Source organism: Thioalkalivibrio sp. (assembly GCF_041690275.1).
Lineage (GTDB): Bacteria > Pseudomonadota > Gammaproteobacteria > Ectothiorhodospirales > Ectothiorhodospiraceae > Thioalkalivibrio.
This window is the reverse complement of record NZ_JAWLHP010000028.1, coordinates 5,031-28,465: the sequence shown is the minus strand read 5'-3', so window position 1 is coordinate 28,465 and position 23,435 is coordinate 5,031. Positions and strand designations below refer to the sequence as shown.

Genomic DNA, 23,435 nt, shown 5'->3' with positions numbered 1-23,435 from the left:
AAGACGATGACACGCTCGAAACGCATGCAACCCGTCGCCCGGGTGGCCGAGAGCCGCCAGCAGGACGCCGCGCGAACCCTCGGCGAGCGTCAGCGGGCGCTGGAGGAACAGCTGCGCCGGCTGGAGCAGCTGACCGAGTACCGGGGCGACTATGCCAGCCGCTTCGAGGACGGCGCGGAGTGGATCGGCCTGAATGTCCGCGACTATCGACTGTTCCTGTCCCGGCTGAACGAGGCCATCGAGGAACAGGCGGCGCGGGTGGAGCGGGCGCGCGCCGAACTCGAGCAGAGCCGCGGCCACTGGACCGAGTGCCGGGTGCACCAGGACGCGGTGGGCAAGGCGATGGAGCGCTTCCAGGAGGAGGAACACCTGGAGGAGAAGCGCCGCGACCAGGCCGAGAGCGACGAGTTCGGTCAGCGCATCGGGTCCCGGCGACGCTGAGGCCGGCCGCGTGTGGCATGAAACTTGGATACCGCTGGTGGAAGACCCGGCGGTCCTGCCGGTGAACCCCGGCGCACGACCGGCGTGACGCGGTCCCTGTCCTGGAACAATCCGATGCAGACATCAGCACTCCCGACAAACCTGCCCTCCCAGCTGCTGCAGGCCCTGGATGACCTCGGCGTCGCGCCACAGGGGCGGGACGGGGCGCCCGGGGGCGATTTCTGGACCCGGCTGGCGGCGCAGCTGGAGCAGCTGGAGGCGGTCGCCGCGGCCCTGCCGGAGGACGTCTCGGTCGAGGATCTGACGCCCCTGCTGGCGGCGGAGCTCGGCGGCGATGGGCTGCCGGAAGACGGCAGCGCGTTGCCGCTTCCACCGGGTCTCGGGCTGGAGTCCGACCTGTTGCAGCCGGATTCGATCGCGGGGGGCGAGGGCACCCATCCCCTCGAGCTGCTGGCGGCGGCCCTGCACGCGGCCGCCGCCGGTCGCCCGGCCGCGGCCGGCGAAGGCACCGGCGACGACCTGGCCGCGCTTCGGGCCCGGCTCGGCGAGATGCTCGCCGGACTGCAGGGTGGGTCCGCGGCGCCGCCCGTGGACGCGCGGCCGGCTGCGGCGGCGCCATTCTCCCTCCTGCCGGGGGTCGTGACCGGCGGTCCGGGCACCGAGACGGCGGCGGGACCGCTGCCCGGATTCTCCGCGCTGTTCGCGGACGCGCGCCTGCCCGATGCCGCGCTTGCCGCGGGGCTGCCGGGTGCCGGCGCCGGCGACGCCGCCTCCATGCGCGGCCTGCTCGAGGCGCGGCTTGCGGATGCCGGACCGCAGGCGGCATCGACCGCGGGGATCACGACCGCCCCGGGCGATGCCGCCACCGGCAGTCAGCCCGGATCGGCCAGCGCCCCCGGCGCCCGGATCTTCCATGTGGATGTGCCGCTCCAGCAGCCCGGCTGGGACCGGGCACTCGGCAACGGGATCCGCTGGATGGTCAACCAGAACCTGCAGGCCGCGGAGCTGAAGCTCAGCCCGCCCCACCTCGGACCGCTGGAGGTCCGCCTGCAGGTGGACGGCGATCGCACGCACCTGAACATCATCGCGCCCCAGGCGACGACGCGCGAGGCGGTGGAGGCGGCGTTGCCGCGGCTGCGCGAGATGTTCGCCGAGAGCGGCCTGAACCTCGGCGACGTGAATGTCAGCGAGGACGGCAGGGAGCGGGGGGGCACCGACGGCAGCCGCGGGCACGGGGCGCAGTTGCCCGGCACAGCGGACGGCAGCGCCGGGGAAGCGGATGCCGGCGCAACCCGGTCCGGGCCCCCGGCTGTCCAGGGTCTGGTCGACTACTACGCCTGATTTCCCCCCTCCCCCGCAAGCGGGGGAGGGGGTCCATCGTCGGGGTGAGGGCCGGCGCATTGCGGTCTGGGGCCGAGGGCGTCGGACCGCTCTTGCGAGGGGGGTCCGTGGGTCGAGTGGCGTCCCGTGCGGTCCCCCGCGGGTGTCGGCAGCAGGGATGCTGCCGTCAAGCCTACAGGGAGGTATTCACGGCGTCCCGCGGGGGCCGCACCGGGACGCTGCGACAGCGCCTGGCCGGCCCGCACGCCCAGCGTGGCCCGCACCGAGTCGCAAATCTTTCCTCCGGTGTCCGGAGGCCTGCCTTCGTGGCAGGAGGCGAGCCTCCTGCAGGGCAAGGCGGCCGCAAGCCGCCGCACTCCATAGGCTTGCGCTTGCATGCCCCGGGGCACTGCAGCGACTCCACGCCACGCGCCGGCATTCCGGCACCCGCCCCGGCCGGCGCCCGTCAAAACCTCGACGGACGGCTTGGATTGATCCGCCATCCATCTGAAAAACAATGCAAATCCTCCTATCCGAGTGACTGGCACGTCATTTGCTCCACCCCTTGCAGCGTAGAAGGGGTGGGAGCGACATGGCGGAAAAAGACGATCTGAACCTGGCCGAGGGCACGGAGGCGGCGCAACCGAAGGGCAGGGCGCTGAAGTGGGTGGTGGTGATCCTGGTGGTGGTTCTGCTGGGCGGCGGCACCGTCGGCGGTGTCCTCTATTTCGCCCTCGGCGGCGACCAGGAGCTGGCCGATCCGGCCGCCGCGGAGACCAAGCGGCCGCTGGTCTACAAGGCCCTCGAGCCGGAGCTGCTCGGCAACATCGAGGGACCGGGGCGCATCCGCTTCGTGCAGGTGGGCGTGGTGATGGCGCTGCGCGATCCGAAGGCGATGGAGGCGGTGGATCAGCACAGCCCGATGATCCGGAACGACCTGATCATGTTGCTCAGCGGCAAGAACTACGAGCAGCTCAACAGCGCGGAGGGCAAGGAGCAGACGCGCCAGGAGATGCTCGAGACGATCCGGGCCGTACTCGAGCGCAGCACCGGGGATCCCGGGGTCGAGTCGATCTACTTCACCTCCTTCGTGATGCAGTGAGGCCGCGATGGCACCCGAAGAACTGCTCTCCCAGGAAGAGATCGACGCCCTGCTAGAGGGCGTCGACAGCGGCGAGGTGGACACCGAGACGGACCTGCAGGCCCGCGACGGAATCGCGCGCCCCTACGACTTCACCAGCAAGGAGCGCATCGTCCGAGGACGGATGCCCACGCTGGAGATGATCAACGAGCGCTTCGCCCGCTTCCTGCGCATCAGCCTCTTCCGGCTGATGCGCCGAAACGCGGAGATCGCGCTGAACGGCGTGCATATGACCAAGTTCTCGGAGTACGTCCACTCCCTGGCCGCGCCGACCAGCCTGAATACCGTGAAGGTCCGCCCGCTGCACGGGACGGCCCTGTTCGTGCTGGACCCGCAGCTGGTCTCGATCCTGGTCGACAACTTCTTCGGCGGCGATGGCCGCTACAGCGCGAAGATCGAGGACCGGGAGTTCACCGCGACCGAGATCCGGGTGATCCGGGTGATGCTGGATCAGGTCTTCACCGACCTGAAGAAGGCGTGGACGCCGGTGACCGAGCTCGATTTCGAGTATGTCAGCTCGGAGGTGAATCCGGAGTACACCGGCATCGTGAGCCCGTCGGAGGTGGTGATGGTGATGAGCTTCCGGGTCGACCTCGATGGCGGCGGCGGCGACCTCCACGTGACCTTCCCCTATTTCATGATCGAACCGATTCGCGAGGTGCTCGACGCCGGCTTCCAGAGCGACCGTCCGGACCAGGACCAGCGCTGGGTCCGCGGCCTGCGCGACGAACTGGACACCGCCGAGGTCGAGGCCGTGGCGCTGCTGACGGAGGCCAGCCTGACGCTGGGGCAGGTGATGCGGCTGAAGGCGGGCGACATCATCCCGGTGGAACTCCCCCGGCAGCACCTGCTGCGCGCGGAGGGCATACCCGTCGCCCGCGGCCGCTTCGGGATCTCCGGCGGCAGGAACGCCATCCAGGTGACCGAGCGCATATCGCGCTCGAACTGACCATTCAGAGGATCACGAGTCATGAGCGACGACAAGAACCAGGACACCGGACAGGAACCGCCGGTCGACGCCTCCGCGTCCCGCAGGGGCCCCCAGGATGACGGCGCCGGTCACACCGGGGCGCGCGCTCCGGAACGCGAGTCCTTCGAGAAGGCGAGCTTCGAATCGCTGGCCGATGAGCCCCCGGTCTCGGGGAAGAGGGACGAAGCGAACCTGGAGGTGGTGCTGGATATCCCGGTGACCCTCTCCGCGGAGATCGGGCGAACCCGAATCGCGATCCGCAGCCTCCTGCAGCTCAACCAGGGATCGATCGTCGAACTGGACCGGCTGGCCGGGGAACCGCTGGACGTGTTCGTGAACGGCACACTGATCGCGCACGGCGAGGTCGTGGTGGTCAACGAGAAGTTCGGCATCCGGCTCACCGACGTGATCAGCCCCGCCGAGCGCGTGAAGAAGCTGAAGTGATGACGGTTCCCGGCAACAGACGGTGGCCCGGCGCCGCGCATCGGCGCCGCGGGGCCCGTGCCGCGGCCGCGGTGGTCGCGGTGCTGCTTCCGGGCACGCTGGCGGCCGAGGCCTCCGGGGGCGCATGGCCGGTCCCCGCCGGCGCCGGAATCGACGCCGCCTATCTGGCGCAGCTGCTGGTGGGGCTGATCGTGGTGATCGCGGCCATCCTGGTCCTGGCCTTCCTGATGCGCCGGGTCGGGGGGGTGCAGTCGCGCCTGGGCAGCGACTTCCGGGTGCTGGGAGGCATCTCCCTGGGCTCGCGCGAGCGCATGGTGCTGGTCCAGGTGGGCGAACGGCAGCTGCTGGTCGGCGTGGCCCCGGGCCGCGTGCAGGCCCTGCACGTGCTGGAGGAGCCGATCCGCGTCGAGGGCCGGGCTGCGCAGGAGGGCGCCGCGCGCTCGGACTCCCCCTTCGCCCGCCGCCTGCGCGCGGCGCTGAACCGGGAGCAGACGCCATGAGGCTCGGCAATTTCGTGCTGCCGGTGCTGCTCCTGCTGGGTGTCTCGATCCAGCCGGCCTGGGGGCAGTCGGGTCTGGAGGTGCTGAACGTGACCACCGGCGCCGAGGGCGAGCAGACCTACTCGGTCACGCTGCAGATCCTGATCCTGATGACCCTGCTCAGCCTGCTGCCGGCCGGTCTGATCATGCTGACCTCGTTCACCCGGATCATCATCGTGCTGGCCCTGCTGCGCCAGGGCCTCGGGACCCAGCAGACCCCCTCCAACCAGGTCCTGATCGGACTGGCGCTGTTCCTGACCCTGTTCGTGATGACGCCGGTCTTCGACCGGGTCCACTCGGCCGCGGTGGAACCCTACATGCAGGAGCAGCTGGGTCCGGAACAGGCGGTGGTCGAGGCGAGCGGTCCGATCCGCGAATTCATGCTGGCCCAGACCCGCGAGAACGACCTCGCGATGTTCGCCCGCATCAGCGGACGCGACGGTTTCGAGTCTCCGGACGACGTGCCCTTCACGCTGCTGATCGCGTCCTTCGTGACCAGTGAGCTGAAGACCGCCTTCCAGATCGGCTTCCTGATCCTGATCCCGTTTCTGATCATCGATCTCGTGGTGGCCGGCGTACTGATGTCGATGGGCATGGTGATGCTCTCGCCGCTGATCATCTCGCTGCCCTTCAAGGTGATGCTCTTCGTGCTGGTGGACGGGTGGGCGCTGATCATGGGCACCCTCGCCTCCAGTTTCTTCACATGAACCCCGCCGCGGCATTCGCGCCGGCGGCAGCCGTTGCCAGGAGGTGACCCGATCATGACCCCCGAGACCGTCGTCGAGATCGGACGCGAGGCACTGCTGGTGATGGTGCTGCTGAGCGCGCCGGTGCTGCTGACCGCGCTGGCGGTCGGGCTGGCGATCGGCATGATCCAGGCCGCCACCCAGATCCAGGAGATGACCCTGTCGTTCATCCCGAAGCTGCTGGGGATGTTCGTGGCGCTGGCGCTTGCCGGCAACTGGATGCTGGGCCTGGTCGTCGACTACACGCTGCGCCTGTACGAGGCGATCCCCGGAATGATCGGCTAGACGGGCACCCGGGAGACCGCGAGGATGCACTTCACCACCGCCGAGATCACCGCCTGGGTCGGGTCGCTCCTGTGGCCCTTCCTGCGGATTGGCGCGATGCTGATCGCCGCGCCGCTGTTCGGCGCGCGCATGGTGACGGTGCGGATCCGGCTCGCCTTCGCCCTGCTGCTCGCGCTGATCGTGGCGCCGCTGATCCCGTTGCCGCCGGCGGTGGAGCCCCTGAGTCTCGCCGGGCTGGTGATCAGCGTGCAGCAGATCCTGATCGGCCTGACCATCGGCTTCGTGCTGCAGATGGTCTTCAGCGCGATGACGCAGGCCGGCGAGACCATCGCGCTGTCCATGGGCCTCGGCTTCGCGTCGATGATGGACCCGCAGCAGGGCGTGCAGGTCCCCGTGGTCTCCAGCTATTTCGTGATCATGTCGACGCTGATCTTTCTCGCGCTGAACGGTCACGTGGCGCTGATCGAACTGACCCTGATGAGCTTCCACAGCATGCCCATCGCGGTCGACGGGATCGTGCGGGCGGATCTCTGGGCCCTGGTGAGCTGGGGCAGCACCATGTTCGTCTACGGGCTGCTGGTGGCCCTGCCTGCGGTGGCCGCCATGCTGCTGGTGAACCTTGCCATGGGCGTGGTCACGCGCGCGGCGCCGCAGCTGAACATCTTCGCGGTGGGTTTCCCGATGATGATCCTGCTCGGCTTCGTGCTGCTGTTGCTCACGCTGCCGGTACTGGTGCCGCAGTTCACCGAACTCCTCGCCGACGGCTTCACGCTGATCGGTCAGACCACCGGGCGCTAGGCGATGGCCGAGAACGACACCTCCCAGGAGAAGACCGAACAACCGACCCCGAAGCGGTTGCGCGAGGCCCAGGAGAAGGGGCAGGTCGCGAACTCGCGCGAGCTGAACACCACCCTGGTGCTGCTCGCGGGTGCCGGGGGTCTGCTGCTGATGGGCGGACCCATCTTCGCGGGTCTGCAGGAGATCCTGCGGCGCAGCTGGACATTGGAACGCGAGCTGCTGTTCGATCCCGGCGCGCTGCACACGATGCTGCAGATGCGCATCACCGAGGGGCTCGTGATGCTCCTGCCGCTGTTCCTGGTGCTGATGATCGCCGCCGTGCTCGGCCCGGTCGCACTGGGCGGCGGCCGGTTCTCGGCCAAGGCGGCGGCGCCGAAGTGGAGCAAGCTGAACCCGGGCTCGGGCCTGAAGCGCATCTTCTCGCTGCAGGGGCTGATGGAGTTCGGCAAGACACTGGTCAAGTTCGTGCTGATCGCGGCAATCTCCGGCGCGCTGCTGTGGCAGCTCTCGGACTCGCTGATCGGACTCGGGCACCAGCCGCTGGAGCGCGGGCTGATGCACGCGGGCTACATGATCGGCTGGACCTTCCTGACCCTGTCCGCGACCCTGATCCTGGTCGCGCTGGTGGACGTGCCCTTCCAGCTCTGGAACCACCACAAGGAGCTGCGCATGACCAAGCAGCAGGTCAAGGACGAATTCAAGGAGACCGAGGGCAAGCCCGAGGTCAAGAGCCGGATCCGGCAGACCCAGCAGGAGATGGCGTCGCGGCGCATGATGGCCGAGGTGCCGAAGGCGGACGTGGTGGTCACCAACCCGACGCACTACGCGGTGGCGCTGCGCTACGACCAGGAGGGCATGCGGGCGCCGCGGGTCGTGGCCAAGGGCGCGGACCTGGTGGCGGCCGAGATCCGCGAACGGGCCCGTGCGGCGGGGGTGCCGCTGTTCTCGGCGCCGCCGCTGGCCCGGGCCCTGTACTTCAGCACCCGCGTGGACCAGGAGATTCCGGCGGGGCTGTACGTCGCGGTGGCCCACGTGCTGGCCTACGTCTACCAGCTGCGGACCGCCGGCCAGGCGGGCGCGCGCCAGCCCGAACCGCCGACCGACCTTCCCGTGCCCGACGAGCTGCAGCGGCGCGCGCGCCCGCCAGAGGACTGATCGATGAACGCCTTCGCGAACGCCCTTCGACACGTCGGCAAGGCCGGCATGGTCACGCCGCTGCTGCTGATGGCGCTGCTCACCATGCTGGTGATCCCGCTGCCGCCGCTGGCGCTCGACGTGCTGTTCACCTTCAACATCGCGCTGTCCCTGGTGGTGATCCTGGTCGCGGTGTACACCCCGCGTCCGCTCGAGTTCGCGGTGTTTCCCACCGTGCTGCTGGTGGCCACGCTGCTGCGCCTGGCGCTGAACGTCGCCTCCACGCGGGTGATCCTGCTGAACGGGCACACCGGGACCGAGGCGGCGGGCAACGTGATCCAGGCCTTCGGCGACTTCGTGGTGGGCGGCAATTACGCGGTCGGCCTGGTGGTGTTCCTGATCCTGGTGATCATCAACTTCGTGGTGGTGACCAAGGGCGCCGGGCGGGTGTCCGAGGTCAGTGCGCGCTTCACCCTGGACGCGATGCCCGGGAAGCAGATGGCCATCGACGCGGATCTGAACTCGGGCCTGATCTCGCAGGACGAGGCGCGCCGGCGCCGCGACGAGGTGGCGCAGGAGGCGGACTTCTACGGTTCGATGGACGGTGCGAGCAAGTTCGTGCGCGGCGACGCGATCGCCGGCATCCTGATCCTCGCGATCAACGTGATCGGCGGTCTGGTGATCGGCACCATGCAGCACGCGATGGCCCTGGAGGACGCGGCGACGAACTACGTGCTGCTGACCATCGGCGACGGACTGGTGGCGCAGATCCCGTCGCTGCTGCTGTCCTCGGCCACCGCGATCATCGTCACCCGCGTCTCCGCCTCCCAGGACATGGGCCGGCAGGTCTTCCAGCAGATGTTCGAGACCCCGAAGGCGATGTATGTCGCCGCGGGCGTGGTCGGTTCCCTCGGCCTGGTGCCGGGGATGCCGAACATGGTCTTCGTCTCGCTCGCCGGCCTGATGGCCTCGAGCGCCTACCTCACCGCCCAGCGCCGGGCCGCGGAGGCGGCGGACCTGGAGCCGGTGGTGACCTCCGGCCCGACCTCGAGCCCCGAGCTGCGCGACCTGTCGTGGGAGGACGTGCCCCCGGTCGACCTGGTCGGCCTGGAGGTCGGCTATCGGCTGATCCCGCTGGTGGACCGCAGCCAGGGCGGACAGCTGATGGGGCGCATCAAGGGCGTAAGACGCAAGCTCTCCCAGGAACTGGGCTTCCTGATCCAGCCGGTGCACATCCGCGACGACCTGGATCTCGGCCCGAACCACTACCGCGTCACGCTGACCGGCGTGACCGTCGGCGAGGGAGAGGTCTTCCCGGATCAGGAACTGGCGATCAATCCCGGACGCGTCTTCGGCGAGATCCAGGGAACGGCGACGAAGGATCCGACCTTCGGACTGGAGGCGGTCTGGATCGATCCCGCGCTGCGCGAGCAGGCGCAGGGCCTCGGTTACACGGTCGTCGACGCCGGTACGGTCGTGGCCACGCACCTGTCGCAGGTGCTCAAGGAACACGCGCAGAAGCTCCTGGGCCACGAGGAGGTCCAGCACATGCTGGACGCGCTGGCGCGGCAGTCGCCGAAGCTGGTGGAGAACCTGGTGCCGAAGACCATCGGTCTGGGCGTGGTGCTGCGCGTGATGCAGAACCTGCTGGAGGAGCAGGTCTCTATCCGGGACACCCGGACCATCGCCGAAACCTTGGCGGAACACGGCGCCAAGAGTCAGGATCCCGGCGTTCTGACCGCCGCCGTCCGGGTCTCGCTGTCGCCCGCGATCGTGCAGAACATCGCGGGGACCGCGTCGGAGCTGCCGCTGATCGCGCTCGACCCGTCACTGGAACAGATCTTGCAGAAATCCGCTCAGGCGGCCGGCGGCAGCGGCCCGGGCATCGAACCCGGACTCGCCGAGCGGCTCCAGAAGTCCATCGCCGAGGCCGCCCAGCGGCAGGAGATGGCGGGAGAGCCCACCGTGGTGGTGGTCTCTCCGGACATCCGGGTCTGGGTGTCGCGCTGGCTGAGATCGGCCGTGAGAGGGCTGCATGTGCTGGCCTACACGGAGATCCCGGACACCAGGCGGATCCGCGTGGTGGCCACGGTGGGACGGGAAGAACGCAAGTAGGGGGGCGACGATGAACGGAACCGAGATTGCGACTGGATGGCGGCAGGGCTGCCGCGGCACGGCAATGCGGTCCCGCTACGGTGCCGGCCGGTCGCGGCGGGCCGCGGTCGACGCAGCCGCCACTGAGTATCCGGAATCATGAAGATCCGGCGCTTTTTCGCACCGGACATGCGCCAGGCGATCCGGCTGGTGCGGGACGAGCAGGGACCCGAGGCGGTGATCCTCTCCAGCCGCCGGGTGGAGAGCGGGGTCGAACTCGTGACTGCGGTGGACTACGACGAGTCCGCCTTCAGCGCCGCCGAGCCCGCCGGGAGCCATCCGCTCGATTCGGTCTGCGAGCCGGATCCCGGGCGGCTGCCGGAACCCGACGCCGAGCCATCGCCGGAGGGCCCGGCGGACGTCTCGGCGGACGTCTCGGCGGCCGGGGACGTGGAGATGCTGGAGCCACTCAGGGTGCGCGAGGCGCCGCCTCCGGCGCCGCGGGCGACGCTGGAGCGCCCGGAGCGGGAACCGGCACGCAGCGAGAGCCCCACGCTGGCGGCGATGCAGCGCGAGATCGAACACCTGCGCTCGATGCTGGAGGGTCAGCTGGCCAGCCTCGGCTGGAACGACCTCCGCCGGCGCGAGCCCGGACGCGCCCGGATCATCCGCCGCCTGGAACGGCTGGGTATCGAGGAGGGGCTGGCCCGGGCGGTCGCCGCGGACGTCTCCGACACGGAAGCCGGAGACGCCGCCTGGCGCGAGGCGCTGGACCGCCTCGCGGGGCGGATCCGGGTCGCGCCCGAGACGTCGCTGGAGGGCGAGGGTATCATCGCGCTGGTCGGGCCGAATGGCGTGGGCAAGACCACCACCGTCGCGAAACTGGCGGCACGTGAGGTGCGGCGGCACGGGGCCGGGTCCGTGGCCCTGGTGACCACCGATGCCTACCGGATCGGGGCCCACCGCCAGCTGCAGACCTTCGGCCAGATACTGGACGTGCCGGTGTTCCTGGCACAGACGGGTCAGGAGCTCGGGGACGTGCTGATGGGGCTGGGGGACAAGCGTCGGGTGTTCGTCGATACTGCCGGCATGGGCCAGCGCGACCTGCGGATCGCCGAGGAGCTGGCCGGACTGGCGGCGCTGCCGAGTCTGCGCAGCCTGCTGGTGGTCGCGGCCACCACGCAGCAGCAGGTGCTGCGGGAGACCTTCCGCTCCTTCGACTGCCTGCGTCCGGCCGGTGCGGTGGTCACCCGGCTGGACGAGGCGGCAAGCCTCGGACCCCTGCTCTCGGCCCTGTGTGCCGCCGACCTGCCGCTGATGTACCTGAGCGGCGGGCAGCGGGTGCCCGAGGATCTGCAGCCGGCGAGGGCGGCGCGGCTGGTCGGCCGCGCGGTCGCACTGGCATCCGAAACCCCCGAGGAGCGCGTGCCGGGTGACCCGCGTGTCCTCCACAACCCGGATTCTGACAACCATGTATCAGCGTGAAGACCAGGCCGCCGGCCTGCGGCAGATGAGCGCCACGTCTCCGGTCCGGGTGATCGCCGTGGCCAGCGGGAAGGGCGGGGTCGGCAAGACCAACGTGTCGGTCAACCTGTCCGTGGCGATGGCGCAGGCGGGGCGGCGGGTGATGCTGATGGACGCCGATCTCGGACTCGCCAACGTGGACGTGCTGCTCGGGCTGCAGCCGCGGCGCAATCTCTCGCACGTGCTGGCCGGGGACGCCGATCTCGACGAGATCCTGGTGGACGGGCCGGCCGGGATTGCCATCGTCCCGGCCGCCTCCGGCGTCGCGCGCATGGCGGACCTGGATCCCGCCGAGCATGTGGGCCTGATCCGCGCCTTCAGCGAGATGACGCGGCCGCTGGACGTGCTGGTCGTGGACACCGCGGCGGGTCTGCACGACAGCGTGACCAGCTTCTGCCGGGCGGTTCAGGAGGTGCTGGTGGTCGTGTGTGACGAACCCGCCTCCATCACCGACGCCTATGCCCTGATCAAGGTCCTGAGCCGGGACCACGGCATCGCGCGCATCCGGGTGCTGGCGAACATGGTCCGGGGCCCGGAGGAAGGACGGGCGCTGTTCCGCAAGCTGACCGCGGTCTGCGACCGGTTCCTCGACGTGATCCTCGACCACGCGGGTTCGATCCCGCACGACGAATCCCTGCGCAAGTCGGTGCAGCGCCAGAAGGCGGTCGCCGAGGTCTATCCCGGCAGCCCCTCGGCCCGGGCATTCAAGGAACTGGCGCGCAAGGCCGACACATGGCCTGTACCGTCGGGCAGCAGTGGCAAGATCGAGTTCTTCGTGGAGCGGCTGGTGGGTTCCGGTTCCTTTGATCCGGACCAGTCGTCGGTCGCGGGCTGACCATGTACCCGACCGAGAACATGGATCGCAATGCCCTGGTGGATCGGCACGTCCCGCTGGTCAAGCGGATCGCCTACCACCTGATGGGACGGCTGCCGGCGGACGTGCAGGTCGACGACCTGATCCAGGCGGGGGTGGTTGGACTGCTCGAGGCGGCGCGTCACTACGACGCCGGCCAGGGCGCCAGCTTCGAGACCTATGCCGGCATCCGCATTCGCGGCGCGATGCTGGACGAGGTCAGGCGCTCCGACTGGACGCCGCGCTCGGTGCACCGCAACGCGCGGCGGGTGAGCGAGGCGGTGCGGCTGGTGGAAAACCGCGAGGGCCGCGAGGCGCAGCCGCACGAGGTGGCCGAGGAACTGGGTGTGGGGATCGAAGAATATCAGCGCATGGTCAGCGATTCGGTGTCGAGCCGGGTGCTGAGCTTCGAGGACATCTTCGAGCCGGAGTCGGAGGGCGAGAACCGCCTGCGCGGCAGTGAGCCGGATCCGCTGGAGCGCTTGCAGGACGCGGACTTCCGGGAGGGGCTGGCCCGCGAGGTGGACCGGTTGCCGGAGCGGGAGAAGCTGGTGATGTCGCTGTACTACGACGACGAACTGAATCTGCGCGAGATCGGCGAGGTCCTGGGCGTCACCGAGTCGCGCGTCTGCCAGCTGCACGGCCAGGCGCTGACGCGGCTGCGGGCGCGGATGAGCGAATGGACCGGGGTCGGACCGGGCCTGCCGCAACGCGCGGGCAGACGACCGCAGCGCGAGGGCAGGAGGTGATCCGTGCGTGACCGGGACTTCGCGTCGGGCCGCCCGCGCCGGCCGGATCGGCCGGATTGGCCGGATGGGCATCCGCAATGGACATCCTGAGCGCCATTGGCCTGCTGCTGGCGCTGGTCGCCATCATCGGGGGCAGCATCGCCAAGGGGAGCGGCGTCGGCGCGCTGTGGAACGGGGCCGCCTTCGTCATCGTCGTGGTCGGGACCTTCGGCGCGGCACTGCTCCAGGCCAAGCTCCCGGTGTTCCTGCACGCGATGCGCCTGTTGCCCTGGATCTTTACCGCCCCGCGGATCGACTCGGAAGAGGCCATTCAGAAGATCGTCAGCTGGAGCCAGATCGCCCGCAAGGAGGGCCTGCTGGGCCTCGAGGCGCAGGCGGAACAGGAACCGGACCCGTTCTCCAGCAAGGGGCTCCAGCTGCTGGTGGACGGCACCGAGCCGGACACGATCCGGAACATCCTCGACGTGGAGCTCGGAACGCGGGAGCACTTCGACCTGCAGGGGGCGAAGGTCTTCGAGAGCATGGGCATCTACGCGCCGACGCTCGGCATCATCGGGGCCGTGATGGGCCTGATGGCGGTGATGCAGAACCTGGCCGAACCCGACAAGCTGGGCCCCGGTATCGCGGCCGCCTTCGTCGCCACCATCTACGGGATCGCGTCCGCCAACCTGTTCTTCCTGCCCGTCTGCAACAAGCTGAAGGCGACGATCCAGGACCAGACGGCCTACCGCGAGATGATCATCGACGGGATCACGTCGATTGCGGAGGGCGAGAATCCGCGCAACATCGAGACCAAGCTGAGGGGCTACATCAGTTGACCCGTACCGGGCGCGCCACGTCATCGGGGACGCGCAGCGGCATGGGGCCAGCCTGAGGAATCATGGCCAGACGAAGAAAGAAGGGCGAGGATCATGTGAACCACGAGGCATGGGCGATCCCGTACGGTGACCTGATCACCCTGCTGCTCGCCTTCTTCGTGGTGATGTATGCGCTGTCGTCGGTGAACGAGGGCAAGTTCCGCGTGCTCGCCGAGTCCCTGCAGGCGGCGTTCCGCGGGGCACCCATGGCGCCCGAACCGATCCAGGTCGGACGGCCCGCGCGGGGCCTGGACCCGTCCGTGCTGGGTCAGCCCGGCGGACTCCCGACCCTGGGCCTGGCGGCCCCGCAAGCGCTGGCGGATCATTTCGGTGACTCCCCGGACGGGGACCTGGGGGCCGGCGATGACGACGCGCCGGCGCTTCTGGAGGCGGAGCGCGGACTGCGGGAGATGGCCGACCAGATCCAGCGGGCCATGACGCCCCTGATCGAGGAGGACCTGATCCGGATCCGGCGCGAGCGGTTCTGGGTCGAGGTCGAGATCAACACCAGCCTGCTGTTCGACAGCGGCAGCGCGCAGATCTTTCCGGAGGCCAGGCCGATCCTCGAGGAAGTGGGGGAAATCCTTCGGGATCTTCCGGTACGGGTGCACGTCGAGGGCTTCACCGACGACGTGCCGATCAGTACGCCGGCCTTTCCGTCCAACTGGGAGCTCTCCGCCGGCAGGGCCGCCAGCGTGCTGCGCCTGCTGGCCGACCACGGCCTCGATCCGGTGCGCATGGCGGCGATCGGCTTCGGTGAGCACCGTCCCATCGCCGACAACGGGACCCCGGAGGGCAGGCAGCAGAACCGGCGGGTGGTCATTGTCGTGCTGGCGGACGAGCGGCCGCGGGCACAAACGGCATCATCACCGAAGAGCCTGCACGACGATCTCGATCGCAGGCCCGGGCCGTCCGACCCATCCGGGGGCGAGGCGACCAGCACAGACCCGGGGGCAGGAGCGCAACCATGACAGCGGAATTCGACCCGGTGCGCCCGGTGCACCCCGCGTGGCCCGGCCGGCGCGTGCCCGGGAAAGGGGACGAGCGCAAGCGCCGCCCCGACGCGGATCAGGAGGGGGAATCCGGCAACGGGGACGCCGGCGGCAGCGAGCCGGGCGATCGCGATGACCGCACCGACAACCCGCCAAGCCCTGACGGGACCGGCCGCCACGTGGACGACTACGCATGACCGCGACGACCGTCCTTGCGGTGGCTGCGGCACTGATCGTCGCGGCGGCCTTCGGCCTCGCCCTGTGGTCGGCGATGGAGGTGCGGCGCCTGCAGCGCCGGCAGATGATCCAGGAGACCGCGCTGCTGTCGCTGAAGGGAGCCCTCAGCGCGGTCTGCTCGGACGAACTCGCGGTCGATCAGCGCCAGGCAGAGCTCGAACGGCGCATGCGCCAGCTGACCGAGCAGCAGGAACAGATGCTGAGCCGTGATGCGGAACAGGGCCCCTACCGCCACGCGGTGCGCCTCGCCGCGCAGGGTGCAGGCTGCGAGGAGATCATGAAGAACTGCGGCGTGAGTCGCGGCGAGGCGGAGCTGCTGCGCTCGCTGCACGGGCCTCAGGATGGCACCCGGGACTGACGGGTCCGCCTCATCCCGGTTGCGGACCGCGCGCCCGGCCGATGGACACAGGCTGCGGCAGTGCCACGGCGGGCGGCGGATGATCATGCACCGGAACGCGCAGGCGCGGTCCCGGGAGCGCTATGCTGGACAGGAACCTGCGTCCCTGCCGGACCTTCGCGGACCGGCGCCGTCATCAGGAGCGAGCCTCGATGAGATACCTTCTGCATACCCTGGTGCTGTCCCTGATGCTGGGCCTCGCCGCTGTACAGGCGCAGCCGCGGGCCTCGATCGAGGTGATCGACCTGCAGCATCGCAGCGCCGACGAGATCATTCCGCTGATCGAGCCCCTGCTGGGTCCGGAGGATGCGCTGACCGGAACGGGGATGCGGCTGATCCTGCGCAGCGGTCCGGAGACCCTGGCGCAGGTGCGGCAGGTCCTGGAATCGGTGGACGCCGCGCCCGCGAATCTGCTGATCAGCGTGCGGCGCGGGGCGCTCGGCGGGGCGCTTGAGCAGGAGGCCCAGGTGCAGGGGCGCGTTGGCCGCGTGATCATCGGCGACGGCTCCGGAACCCGGATCATCAGCCGCCGGACCACGGAACGCGATGCGTCGGTCCAGACGCTGCGGGTGCTGGAGGGGCAGACCGCGCTGATCCGCGCAGGCGAGTCGGTGCCCCGCGTGCAGCAGGGGCCGGTGGTGCTGCCCGGGGGCGGGCTGGTCGGCCCCGAAATCGAGTATCGCGAACTCGAGCGCGGGTTCCTCGTGCGGCCGAGCATCGCGGGTGGCGACCGGGTTCGCCTCGAGATCCAGCAGGTGCACGAAAGGGACGCCCGTGGTGGCGGCGGGCGGACCGAGTTCCAGCAGGTGGACACCGTGCTGTCCGGCCGACTCGGTGAGTGGATTCCGATCGCCGCCGCCGGGGAGCGCCGGGATCTCTCCGGACAGCGCATCCTCGGGACCCGTCGCGAGCAGGGCGACGGCGAGCTCGACATCCATGTGCGCGTGGACCGCACCCCGTGAGCGCGCGCCCCGGGTGGGGCCGGCTGGTCTCGACACTGATCCTGGTGACGCTGGGGTCACCTGCACCGGTGCTCGCCGGCGATGTGGTACTGCTGGGCGTCTTCCCGGACCGGGCACTGGTCGCCATCGACGGGCAGCGGGTGGTGCTGGTCGCCGGCCAGGAGGGACGGGAGGACGTCCGGCTGTTGTCGACCAATACGCTCGAGCGGCGTGCCTGGCTCCGGATCGATGGCCAGCGCCGCGAGCTGACCGTCGCGGGGCGCGCCGGGGAACTCCCGGAAGATCCCGCACCGGCGGCCACCCGCATTCACCGGGACGGGTCCGGGGCCTTCTCCGTCTCCGGCAGCATCGGCGGCCACGCCGTGCGGTTCCGGGTGGATCCGGGCGCGGCGGTCACCCTGCTGAACGCGGCAGAGGCCGAGCGCGTGGGTGTGGCCCCGGGGCAGGGTCAGCTGATCACGTTGCGGACCGACCGCGGACGCGCCTTCGGCCAGCGCGTGATCCTGCCGTCTGTGCGCATCGGCGGTATCGCCCTGGATCGCGTGGAGGCCGTGATCCTGCAGGGTGACCGGCCGCGGTTGCCGGTTCTCGGGATGAGCTTCCTGGAGCGCGTGCAGGTGCGGGAAGAGCAGGGAACCCTGCTGTTGCGGGGTCCGGGACGCTGAGCGGGGACCGTCTGCCGTTGCGCGGGTGACGTGACCGGGTGCCGCGACGATCAGGCCGGGTCCATCGACTGCTGGACCGATCGGAAGGTCCGGATCCACGGCTCGTTGCGTCGCACCTGGACCGGCAACTGCGCGGCTGCAGCCCGGGCGCTGGTGAGGTCCGGGTATTGCCCGGTCACCAGCGCGTACCAGTCCTGTTCGCCCCGGCGCGTGCGGAACCACGCGACCTCCGTCTCGATCGCCATCCTGCGGGCGAACCGTTGCAGCGCCTCCAGGTCGGCACCCGCGATGACCTGGATCGTGAACTGTTCCGGGGGGCGTTGCCGCACCCATTCCGGGCCGAGCGGGCCCGCGGCCGGCTCGGGCGGTGCGGGCTCTGCCGCCGTCTGCGTGGGCTCCGCGCGGCCCGGCACCGCGTCCTCCGCGATCTCGGGCGGGGCATCCCCCGCAGTCGGCTCCGGAGGTGACGGTTCCGCGTCCGGCCGCCCCGCCTCGGACCCCTCGACCCCGGACAGAGCGAGAGCCGGTTCGTCGCCGGGACCCGCACCCGCCTCCGCGGCCGGCGAGGCGCCCGTGCTGGCGGAAGGGTCCTCCAGCGGCTGGGCATCGGCAATGCCGGCTGCCGGTTCCGTCCCCGGCGCCACGGCGTCATCCGTCTCCGGCAATGGCGCCAGGTCCGCGCCTGCCTCGCCCGGCGGTACCGGTTCGGGCAGCGGGCGCTGCCAGGGCAGCCCCTCGGGCACGAAGGCCACGGTGGGGAGCGGGGTCTCCGGCACCGGCTGCCGGGTGGGTGTCACGGCTGCAGCGGGTGGCATCTCCCGGGACGCGGGTAGGTCCGGGGCCGGCAGCGGAGTTGGTTCAGGCACGGTCTGTACCGGGTCCCTCGCTTCTCCGGGTCGTTCTTCGTCGGGGTGCGCGCTCCGGTCGCCGGCCAGGAAGAAGAGGCTCGCGACCAGCGCGCCGATCAGCACGCCCATCGCGCCCGCGGCGGCCGGAGCGACCCAGTGCGGCCCGCCCGCAAGGGAGCCGGCGTAGGCATCCGTCCGCCGTGCCGGGGTTTCCGCGGATGGCTCGGAGGCCAGTTCCTGCAGATGGCGGTTCGCGACCGGATTGATTCTGCCGGGAAGGCCCGCGCTCTCCTGCTGTATGGTCTCGGCCACCGCTCCGGAGAGCAGGTCCGGATCCGGTGCCCCGGCGGCCTGAAGGCGATGCCTGAGGTACGCCTCCGTCTGCGATCCCGTCAGCGGGCGGAGGCGGATGACCGCATGGCGCTCGGCCGGCACGTCATCGCCGTAGGCGGCATTCACCAGGCCATTCAGCACCGGCTCGCCGGCGAGGACGATTCCCATGGTGTTGCCGCTGTGCCGGTTCACCTCGCGGCGCAGACGCAGCAGTGCGCCGAGCACCGCGGGCGTCAGCAGATGGGCGTCGTCGATGACGAGTACCGGCCGCTGTGTGCCCCGGGCGGTGGACAGCAGGATCCTGGCGAGCGAACTGCCCTCCGGTGCCGGATCGGCTGCCTCTTCCTCCGTCGCGCCCGGCGCCCGTTGCGCTGTCGCCGGGCCCCACTGCTGCCGGATCGCATGCGCGATGGCCTCGAAGCTGGCTCCGGTCCGGCCCTTGAATGCGCAGAAGGACAGGGCCGCCGCTCCGCGGGAAAGGAGCTGGATCAGCTGGGTGCTCTTCCCGACGCCGGCCTCTCCGACCAGCAGCAGCGGCTTGTTGTCGGTCTGCAGCCGCTGCAGCAGCACCCCCACCGGCATGTCGAGGGAGGGGTCGCAATAGACGAAGCCCTCGGTGGTCCTGTCGGCGAAGGGCTGGGTCCTGAGCCCGAGGCGGCGCAGCGTCGCCGCATCGAGTCCCGCCGTATCCGGAGCCGGTGTGGAGGGCTGGGTCATCTGTCAGGCAGCGTCGACGCCGATCCGGTCGCGCCCGCTGCCCTTGGCCTCGTACAGGGCCCGATCCGCGGCGCGCACCAGTTCCAGCGCGCTGCCGACCCGGCGCTCTCCGTCCATATGGCTGGCAAGGCCAATCGACACGGTGATCCCGAACCTGGCGCCGCCGGTTCCCTGGAATCGCTGTTCCAGCACGGCCTCGCGCAGGCGCTCGAAGACGCCGCGCGCCTGCTCGATGCCGGTGCCTGGCAGGATCGCGACGAACTCGTCCCCACCGTAGCGCATGATGAAGTCGCGCTTGCGCAGGTGCGACTCGAGCACATGGGCCGTGGTGGACAGGACCGCGTCGCCGGCCAGATGGCCGTGAGTATCGTTGACCATCTTGAAGTGATCCACGTCCATGAAGGCGATGGTCATCGGCCAGCCGTTCTCGCCGGCGAGCATGAACTCCGTCTCGAGCACCTCGTCGAAGCGCCGGCGATTCTCGAGTCCGGTCAACGCGTCGCGGTTCGCCGATTCCCGGAGATGCCGCGTGGTGTGTTCCATCTCCTGAAACTGCTGCTGCTGGACCTCCATCTGCTGGATCAGCTGCAGGTTGCGCGCGACCAGGATTTCCCGTGCCTGGTCGGTCACGCCGGCCGCCTGGCGCGCGGAGATGATATCCGTCTCATAGAGGGTCGCGACCTCCGGCAGGACCTGCGAGACCTGCGCAATCAGGTCCTGCAGGGCCTCGCCGTCGAGTCCGAGCAGGCCCGACCCGGCCTGCGCCAGACGGTCGGTGGCGGCCTCGCGATCCTCCGCGAGGAACAGGTCCGCGATCCTGCCGGCAACGGCCACGCACTTCACGAAGTCCCGGTGGTCGTCCGGGATGGGGGCGCCAACGGGGTCGTGTGCGGCGAATGCGATCGATGCCATGCGCTCCGGCAGCCTCCAGTGCCGCATCAGCCAGGTGCCGGCCTCCCCGTGATCGGATCCAAGCTGCTCCCGTTCCAGCTGGAGCAGGCCGTCGTGGTCCCGGGATTGTGCCAGCAGCGCGCGGTAATCCTCCGGCATCGCGGCATCCAGGGCCAGGACGCCGATATCCTGCAGCAGTGCCGCCAGGAAGGCCTCCTCCTGTTCGGGCAGATTGCGCAGTTCACTGATCAGGCGCGCGGCGGTCGCGGATATGAAGGCCCGCCGCCAGTAGCGGCTGATGCCCCGGTGCGAGTAGGCATCGCCGTTCAGCAGCTCGCCGAGCGAGAAACTCAGGGCGAGACTCATCGTCGCGTTCAGCCCGATCACGACCATCGCCTGGCGTAGATTGTCGCTGCGGCGCCGGCCGCCGTAGAGGGCGGAGTTGCTGGCGCGAAGCACCCGGCTCGCGAGGGCCGGGTCCTTCGCGAGCAGCCGGGCCAGTGCAGTCAGGTCGACGTTGGGATCGCGACCGAGTTCGACGATCCGGATCGCGATCGCCGGCGGCGTCGGCAGATTCGGGCAAAACTGCAAGGCATCGCGGATCCTGGGCTTCATTTGGACTCGTCCATTGCTTCGGCGCAACCGGCCTTCCGGCAAGTGATGGGGGACCAGTTTCCGAAAAACGAGCGGCGCACGCGGCCATTCTGTCCGGCTAAAATACTGGCGAAGGAATGACAGGGTCAACCAGTGTTTGCGGGTTGTTACTGATTTTACTTCGACACCATGGCCGCGGGCCGTGTAGCGCAGGCAAGTCGGGTGGCGGGGGCAACCGGCAGGGCGGAAGGGGGGCGGAGCCGCGCGTTCATTCACCCGAGAGGTGAAGAATGATCTGTCGCCGACCGGGCGCGCGCCGGTGTTCGAACAGGAAGATGCCCTGCCAGGTCCCCAGCGCCGGCCGCCCGTCGACCACGGGTATGCAGAGCTGTGTCTGGGTCAGGGCGCTGCGCAGGTGGGCCGGCATGTCATCGAGGCCCTCCGACTGGTGCCGGTAGGCGGTGGGCGATTCCGGCGCCAGCCGCTCGAAGAAATCCTCGAGGTCCGCGCTGACATCGGGGTCCGCGTTCTCCTGGATCAGCAGACTGGCGGAGGTGTGCTGCACGAAGAGGGTCAGCAGGCCGAGGTGGATTCCCGTCTGGCGCACCCAGTCGGACACCTCCCGGGTGCACTCGTGCAGGCCCTTGCCGGAGGCCCTGACCGTGAGCGTGTGCGTCGCCTGTCGCATGATGATGCCTCGTTGTGGATCCTTTCCGCCGGCGGGCGGTCCGACCCGCGACCCCCCGCTCCGTGAACGCAGGGTAATGGCAAGGCGCACCGCCTGTCAGGCCCGGCCCTCGCGGGGCACGCTTCGGGGGCATGCCTCCGGGGTGGGCTCTTGATATGATGCCCGACTGATCAAATTTCTGTATCGCCGCCGGAGAGACCATGCTGCAATCGATTCGTGACAAGGCGAGCGGCTGGCTCGCCTACGTCATCATTGGCCTGATCGCCATCCCCTTCGCGCTCTGGGGACTGGGCGAGTACTTTGGCGGTGCCGGCCCCCTGGTGGCGGCGGAGGTGAATGGGCAGGAGATACCGGTTCGCCTCGTGCATCAGGAGACCCGGGCCCAGCGCGACCAGATCGCGAACATGTTCGGCGGCGAGATCCCCGCCGACGTGTTCGACGAGCGTGCGATTCGCGAGGCGGCCCTCGAGGCGCTGATCGAGCGGGAACTGCTTCGCCAGGCCGCGGAGGATGCCGGCTTCCGCGCCTCCAGCCGCGGCGTGGTGCGGGAGATCCAGGCGATTCCCGCCTTCCGCGAGAACGGGAGCTTCAGCCCGGAACGCTATCGCACCGTGCTCGAGGCGCAGCGCATCGCGCCGGGGGACTTCGAGCGCGACCTCGCGCAGTCCATCGTGCTGGCGCAGATCCGGCAATCGGTGCAGGCCAGCGGGGATCCGCCGATGACTCGCGCCGAGGAGTTCGACCGTCTGCGCAACCAGGTGCGCGTCGCGAGCTGGGGTATCTTCGCCGCGGCGGAGTTCGACCGCCCGGAGGTCGTCGAGGACGAGGCCGTCGAGGCCTTTTACCGCGACAACCAGGAACGCTTCACCACGCCGGAGCGTCTGCGCATCGAATACCTGCGCCTGGACCCGGCGGCACTCGAGGTCGCGGTGGATATCACGGAGGAGGACGTGCGCGAGCACTATCAACTGAACGCGCAGCGCTACGAAGAGCCCGAACTGCGGCGGGTACGGCAGATCCTGATCGACGGCGACGGAGCGGATGCCGAGTCCCGGATCCGCGAGCTGCGCGACCGGATCGAGGCCGGGGAGGACTTCGCGGAGCTGGCCGCCGAGCACTCCGATGACAGCCTGTCGGCGGACCGCGGTGGCGACCTGGGCCGGATCGCGCGCGGGGACCTGGACCGGGTGCTCGAGACGGTGATCTTCTCCCTGCCCGAGGGACTGGTCAGCCAGCCGGTGCAGACCGGTCTGGGCTGGCACGTGGTCGAGGTCACGGAGATCGAGGAGTCGCGCCGGCAGCCCTTCGAGGAGGTGCGCGAGGAGGTCGAGCGCGACCTGCGCGACCGGCGTGCGGAACAGCGGCAGATCCAGGTGCTGGACGACCTGCTGTCACAGAGCTTCGAGAATCCGGATAGCCTGGGTCCCGCGTCGGCCGCGACCGGTCTCGAGATCCGGACCACGGACTGGTTCACCCGGGAATCGGGAGAGGGTGTGGCCGAGTACCGCGGGGTGCGCGAGGCCGCCTTCAGTCCGGCGGTACGGCGCGACGGGCGCAACAGCGAGGCCGTGGATCTTCCCGACGGCAGCACCGTCGTGCTGCGCCTGGAGGAACGGCAGGAGCCGTCCGTACGGCCACTCGAGGAGGTCGCCGGTGAGATCCGCGAGATCCTGCAGCAGGACGCGGCGGCCCAGGCGGCCCGTGAGCGGGGTGAGGAAGTCCTCGAGACCCTCGCCGATGACCGCCGCGTGACGGAACTCGCCGAAGAGGAGCCGGAGCGGTGGACCCTGTCCGCGGCGGTCAACCGCGCCACCGGCCCGGAGGACCCCGAGACCGAGCTGCCCGGCACGCTGTTGAACCGCCTGTTCCAGTTGCGTGCCCCGCGGGGGGACGAGGTCGTCACCGATGGCGTGCAACTGGCCGGCGGCGATTTCGCGGTGCTGGTGCTGGAGTCGGTCCGGATGCTGGAGGCCTCGGAGGCGGTCGAGGACCTGAACAGGGCCGCGGATGACCTGCAGGTGGCCTACTCGAGCGCCGAATTGCGGGCCTATCTGGCCTGGCTGGAATCGCAGGCGGATATCCGCCGCTTCCCGGAGAACCTGGAGTAGGGTGGGCCAGGCCCAGCGGGCCCACCACTCCGGCCTGGGATCGGAAGCGAACATCCGCCGCTTGCCGGAGAACCCGGGGTAGGGTGGGCCAAGCGCAGCGGGCCCACC

24 protein-coding genes are annotated in these 23,435 nt (G+C 70.0%); 21 read left to right on the top strand and 3 right to left on the bottom strand.

Translation table 11 applies throughout. The features are described 5' to 3' along the window. The first annotated feature begins 6 nt into the window (after positions 1 to 6). The 20 genes from fliJ to ACESMN_RS07100 all read left to right on the top strand — a co-directional run bounded on the left by fliJ (position 7) and on the right by ACESMN_RS07100 (position 17,148). On the top strand, positions 7 to 441 hold the full coding sequence (gene fliJ, locus ACESMN_RS07195) for a flagellar export protein FliJ (protein WP_373052915.1): 435 nt from the start codon (positions 7 to 9) through the stop codon (positions 439 to 441). 114 nt (positions 442 to 555) lie between these two features. Next, positions 556 to 1,782, top strand: a complete 1,227-nt coding sequence (locus tag ACESMN_RS07190; RefSeq protein WP_373052914.1) for a flagellar hook-length control protein FliK — start codon at positions 556 to 558, stop codon at positions 1,780 to 1,782. 571 nt (positions 1,783 to 2,353) lie between these two features. Beyond that, complete coding sequence (fliL, locus tag ACESMN_RS07185; RefSeq protein WP_373052913.1) at positions 2,354 to 2,863, top strand: flagellar basal body-associated protein FliL; 510 nt, start codon at positions 2,354 to 2,356, stop codon at positions 2,861 to 2,863. Positions 2,864 to 2,870: 7 nt separating this feature from the next. After that, positions 2,871 to 3,851, top strand: a complete 981-nt coding sequence (gene fliM / locus ACESMN_RS07180) for a flagellar motor switch protein FliM (protein ID WP_373052912.1) — start codon at positions 2,871 to 2,873, stop codon at positions 3,849 to 3,851. Between the two features lie 21 nt (positions 3,852 to 3,872). Further along, entirely contained in the window at positions 3,873 to 4,316 is a 444-nt protein-coding gene (gene fliN, locus ACESMN_RS07175) for a flagellar motor switch protein FliN (RefSeq protein WP_373052911.1), read from the top strand. Then, positions 4,316 to 4,816 carry a flagellar biosynthetic protein FliO gene (gene fliO, locus ACESMN_RS07170; protein WP_373052910.1) on the top strand — a complete coding sequence of 167 codons (501 nt, stop codon included), beginning with the start codon at positions 4,316 to 4,318 and terminating at the stop codon, positions 4,814 to 4,816. Before fliN ends, fliO begins: the two co-directional genes overlap by 1 nt. Next, positions 4,813 to 5,562 carry a flagellar type III secretion system pore protein FliP gene (gene fliP, locus ACESMN_RS07165; protein ID WP_373052909.1) on the top strand — a complete coding sequence of 250 codons (750 nt, stop codon included), beginning with the start codon at positions 4,813 to 4,815 and terminating at the stop codon, positions 5,560 to 5,562. The genes fliO and fliP overlap by 4 nt, the downstream gene beginning before the upstream one ends. Positions 5,563 to 5,616: 54 nt before the next feature. Then, entirely contained in the window at positions 5,617 to 5,886 is a 270-nt protein-coding gene (fliQ, locus tag ACESMN_RS07160; protein WP_373052908.1) for a flagellar biosynthesis protein FliQ, read from the top strand. 24 nt (positions 5,887 to 5,910) lie between these two features. Then, positions 5,911 to 6,684, top strand: a complete 774-nt coding sequence (gene fliR / locus ACESMN_RS07155; RefSeq protein ID WP_373052907.1) for a flagellar biosynthetic protein FliR — start codon at positions 5,911 to 5,913, stop codon at positions 6,682 to 6,684. 3 nt (positions 6,685 to 6,687) lie between these two features. Continuing rightward, positions 6,688 to 7,839 (top strand): flagellar biosynthesis protein FlhB, encoded by a 1,152-nt coding sequence (flhB, locus tag ACESMN_RS07150; RefSeq protein WP_373052906.1) that lies wholly within the window; start codon positions 6,688 to 6,690, stop codon positions 7,837 to 7,839. 3 nt (positions 7,840 to 7,842) lie between these two features. Then, entirely contained in the window at positions 7,843 to 9,933 is a 2,091-nt protein-coding gene (gene flhA, locus ACESMN_RS07145; protein WP_373052905.1) for a flagellar biosynthesis protein FlhA, read from the top strand. Positions 9,934 to 10,071: 138 nt separating this feature from the next. Then, complete coding sequence (gene flhF / locus ACESMN_RS07140; RefSeq protein WP_373052904.1) at positions 10,072 to 11,397, top strand: flagellar biosynthesis protein FlhF; 1,326 nt, start codon at positions 10,072 to 10,074, stop codon at positions 11,395 to 11,397. Between the two features lie 25 nt (positions 11,398 to 11,422). Next, complete coding sequence (locus ACESMN_RS07135; protein ID WP_373052923.1) at positions 11,423 to 12,271, top strand: MinD/ParA family protein; 849 nt, start codon at positions 11,423 to 11,425, stop codon at positions 12,269 to 12,271. Positions 12,272 to 12,273: 2 nt separating this feature from the next. Then, complete coding sequence (locus ACESMN_RS07130; RefSeq protein WP_373052903.1) at positions 12,274 to 13,038, top strand: RNA polymerase sigma factor FliA; 765 nt, start codon at positions 12,274 to 12,276, stop codon at positions 13,036 to 13,038. Positions 13,039 to 13,115: 77 nt separating this feature from the next. Further along, a complete protein-coding gene (locus ACESMN_RS07125) occupies positions 13,116 to 13,856 on the top strand; it encodes a flagellar motor protein (protein ID WP_373052902.1) in 741 nt (246 codons plus the stop codon). Between the two features lie 62 nt (positions 13,857 to 13,918). After that, a complete protein-coding gene (motD, locus tag ACESMN_RS07120; protein ID WP_373052901.1) occupies positions 13,919 to 14,866 on the top strand; it encodes a flagellar motor protein MotD in 948 nt (315 codons plus the stop codon). Then, entirely contained in the window at positions 14,863 to 15,084 is a 222-nt protein-coding gene (locus tag ACESMN_RS07115) for a hypothetical protein (RefSeq protein ID WP_373052900.1), read from the top strand. Before motD ends, ACESMN_RS07115 begins: the two co-directional genes overlap by 4 nt. Continuing rightward, a complete protein-coding gene (locus tag ACESMN_RS07110) occupies positions 15,081 to 15,482 on the top strand; it encodes a DUF2802 domain-containing protein (protein ID WP_373052899.1) in 402 nt (133 codons plus the stop codon). Before ACESMN_RS07115 ends, ACESMN_RS07110 begins: the two co-directional genes overlap by 4 nt. Positions 15,483 to 15,673: 191 nt before the next feature. After that, positions 15,674 to 16,483 (top strand): hypothetical protein, encoded by an 810-nt coding sequence (locus ACESMN_RS07105; protein ID WP_373052898.1) that lies wholly within the window; start codon positions 15,674 to 15,676, stop codon positions 16,481 to 16,483. After that, positions 16,480 to 17,148, top strand: coding sequence for a TIGR02281 family clan AA aspartic protease (locus ACESMN_RS07100; protein WP_373052897.1), 669 nt, complete (start codon positions 16,480 to 16,482; stop codon positions 17,146 to 17,148). Before ACESMN_RS07105 ends, ACESMN_RS07100 begins: the two co-directional genes overlap by 4 nt. A 50-nt stretch (positions 17,149 to 17,198) precedes the next feature. Here the strand turns inward: ACESMN_RS07100 and ACESMN_RS07095 are convergent, their stop codons facing one another. The 3 genes from ACESMN_RS07095 to ACESMN_RS07085 all read right to left on the bottom strand — a co-directional run bounded on the left by ACESMN_RS07095 (position 17,199) and on the right by ACESMN_RS07085 (position 21,219). Beyond that, positions 17,199 to 19,046, bottom strand: a complete 1,848-nt coding sequence (locus ACESMN_RS07095) for an AAA family ATPase (protein WP_373052896.1) — start codon at positions 19,044 to 19,046, stop codon at positions 17,199 to 17,201. 3 nt (positions 19,047 to 19,049) lie between these two features. Continuing rightward, positions 19,050 to 20,552 (bottom strand): HDOD domain-containing protein, encoded by a 1,503-nt coding sequence (locus ACESMN_RS07090; RefSeq protein WP_373052895.1) that lies wholly within the window; start codon positions 20,550 to 20,552, stop codon positions 19,050 to 19,052. A gap of 247 nt (positions 20,553 to 20,799) precedes the next feature. Next, the gene (locus ACESMN_RS07085; RefSeq protein WP_373052894.1) at positions 20,800 to 21,219 is read right to left on the bottom strand and encodes a secondary thiamine-phosphate synthase enzyme YjbQ; all 420 of its coding nucleotides are present in this window, start codon (positions 21,217 to 21,219) and stop codon (positions 20,800 to 20,802) included. Between the two features lie 200 nt (positions 21,220 to 21,419). Here ACESMN_RS07085 and ACESMN_RS07080 point away from each other — a divergent pair, with 200 nt between their 5' ends. Beyond that, the gene (locus tag ACESMN_RS07080) at positions 21,420 to 23,327 is read left to right on the top strand and encodes a SurA N-terminal domain-containing protein (RefSeq protein ID WP_373052893.1); all 1,908 of its coding nucleotides are present in this window, start codon (positions 21,420 to 21,422) and stop codon (positions 23,325 to 23,327) included. Positions 23,328 to 23,435 lie beyond the last annotated feature (108 nt).

Bases quoted from the DNA above. Each gene is read 5' to 3' on its own strand.
- ACESMN_RS07105 (WP_373052898.1), top strand. From the start codon at position 15,674: ATGAGATACCTTCTGCATACCCTGGTGCTGTCCCTGATGCTGGGCCTC.
- motD (WP_373052901.1), top strand. From the start codon at position 13,919: ATGGCCAGACGAAGAAAGAAGGGCGAGGATCATGTGAACCACGAGGCA.
- fliQ (WP_373052908.1), top strand. From the start codon at position 5,617: ATGACCCCCGAGACCGTCGTCGAGATCGGACGCGAGGCACTGCTGGTG.
- ACESMN_RS07190 (WP_373052914.1), top strand. From the start codon at position 556: ATGCAGACATCAGCACTCCCGACAAACCTGCCCTCCCAGCTGCTGCAG.
- ACESMN_RS07095 (WP_373052896.1), bottom strand. From the start codon at position 19,046: ATGACCCAGCCCTCCACACCGGCTCCGGATACGGCGGGACTCGATGCG.
- fliJ (WP_373052915.1), top strand. From the start codon at position 7: ATGACACGCTCGAAACGCATGCAACCCGTCGCCCGGGTGGCCGAGAGC.
- fliR (WP_373052907.1), top strand. From the start codon at position 5,911: ATGCACTTCACCACCGCCGAGATCACCGCCTGGGTCGGGTCGCTCCTG.
- fliN (WP_373052911.1), top strand. From the start codon at position 3,873: ATGAGCGACGACAAGAACCAGGACACCGGACAGGAACCGCCGGTCGAC.
- ACESMN_RS07130 (WP_373052903.1), top strand. From the start codon at position 12,274: ATGTACCCGACCGAGAACATGGATCGCAATGCCCTGGTGGATCGGCAC.
- ACESMN_RS07135 (WP_373052923.1), top strand. From the start codon at position 11,423: ATGAGCGCCACGTCTCCGGTCCGGGTGATCGCCGTGGCCAGCGGGAAG.
- flhF (WP_373052904.1), top strand. From the start codon at position 10,072: ATGAAGATCCGGCGCTTTTTCGCACCGGACATGCGCCAGGCGATCCGG.
- ACESMN_RS07085 (WP_373052894.1), bottom strand. From the start codon at position 21,219: ATGCGACAGGCGACGCACACGCTCACGGTCAGGGCCTCCGGCAAGGGC.
- ACESMN_RS07125 (WP_373052902.1), top strand. From the start codon at position 13,116: ATGGACATCCTGAGCGCCATTGGCCTGCTGCTGGCGCTGGTCGCCATC.
- ACESMN_RS07115 (WP_373052900.1), top strand. From the start codon at position 14,863: ATGACAGCGGAATTCGACCCGGTGCGCCCGGTGCACCCCGCGTGGCCC.
- flhA (WP_373052905.1), top strand. From the start codon at position 7,843: ATGAACGCCTTCGCGAACGCCCTTCGACACGTCGGCAAGGCCGGCATG.
- fliM (WP_373052912.1), top strand. From the start codon at position 2,871: ATGGCACCCGAAGAACTGCTCTCCCAGGAAGAGATCGACGCCCTGCTA.
- fliP (WP_373052909.1), top strand. From the start codon at position 4,813: ATGAGGCTCGGCAATTTCGTGCTGCCGGTGCTGCTCCTGCTGGGTGTC.
- ACESMN_RS07090 (WP_373052895.1), bottom strand. From the start codon at position 20,552: ATGAAGCCCAGGATCCGCGATGCCTTGCAGTTTTGCCCGAATCTGCCG.
- ACESMN_RS07080 (WP_373052893.1), top strand. From the start codon at position 21,420: ATGCTGCAATCGATTCGTGACAAGGCGAGCGGCTGGCTCGCCTACGTC.
- flhB (WP_373052906.1), top strand. From the start codon at position 6,688: ATGGCCGAGAACGACACCTCCCAGGAGAAGACCGAACAACCGACCCCG.
- fliL (WP_373052913.1), top strand. From the start codon at position 2,354: ATGGCGGAAAAAGACGATCTGAACCTGGCCGAGGGCACGGAGGCGGCG.
- fliO (WP_373052910.1), top strand. From the start codon at position 4,316: ATGACGGTTCCCGGCAACAGACGGTGGCCCGGCGCCGCGCATCGGCGC.
- ACESMN_RS07110 (WP_373052899.1), top strand. From the start codon at position 15,081: ATGACCGCGACGACCGTCCTTGCGGTGGCTGCGGCACTGATCGTCGCG.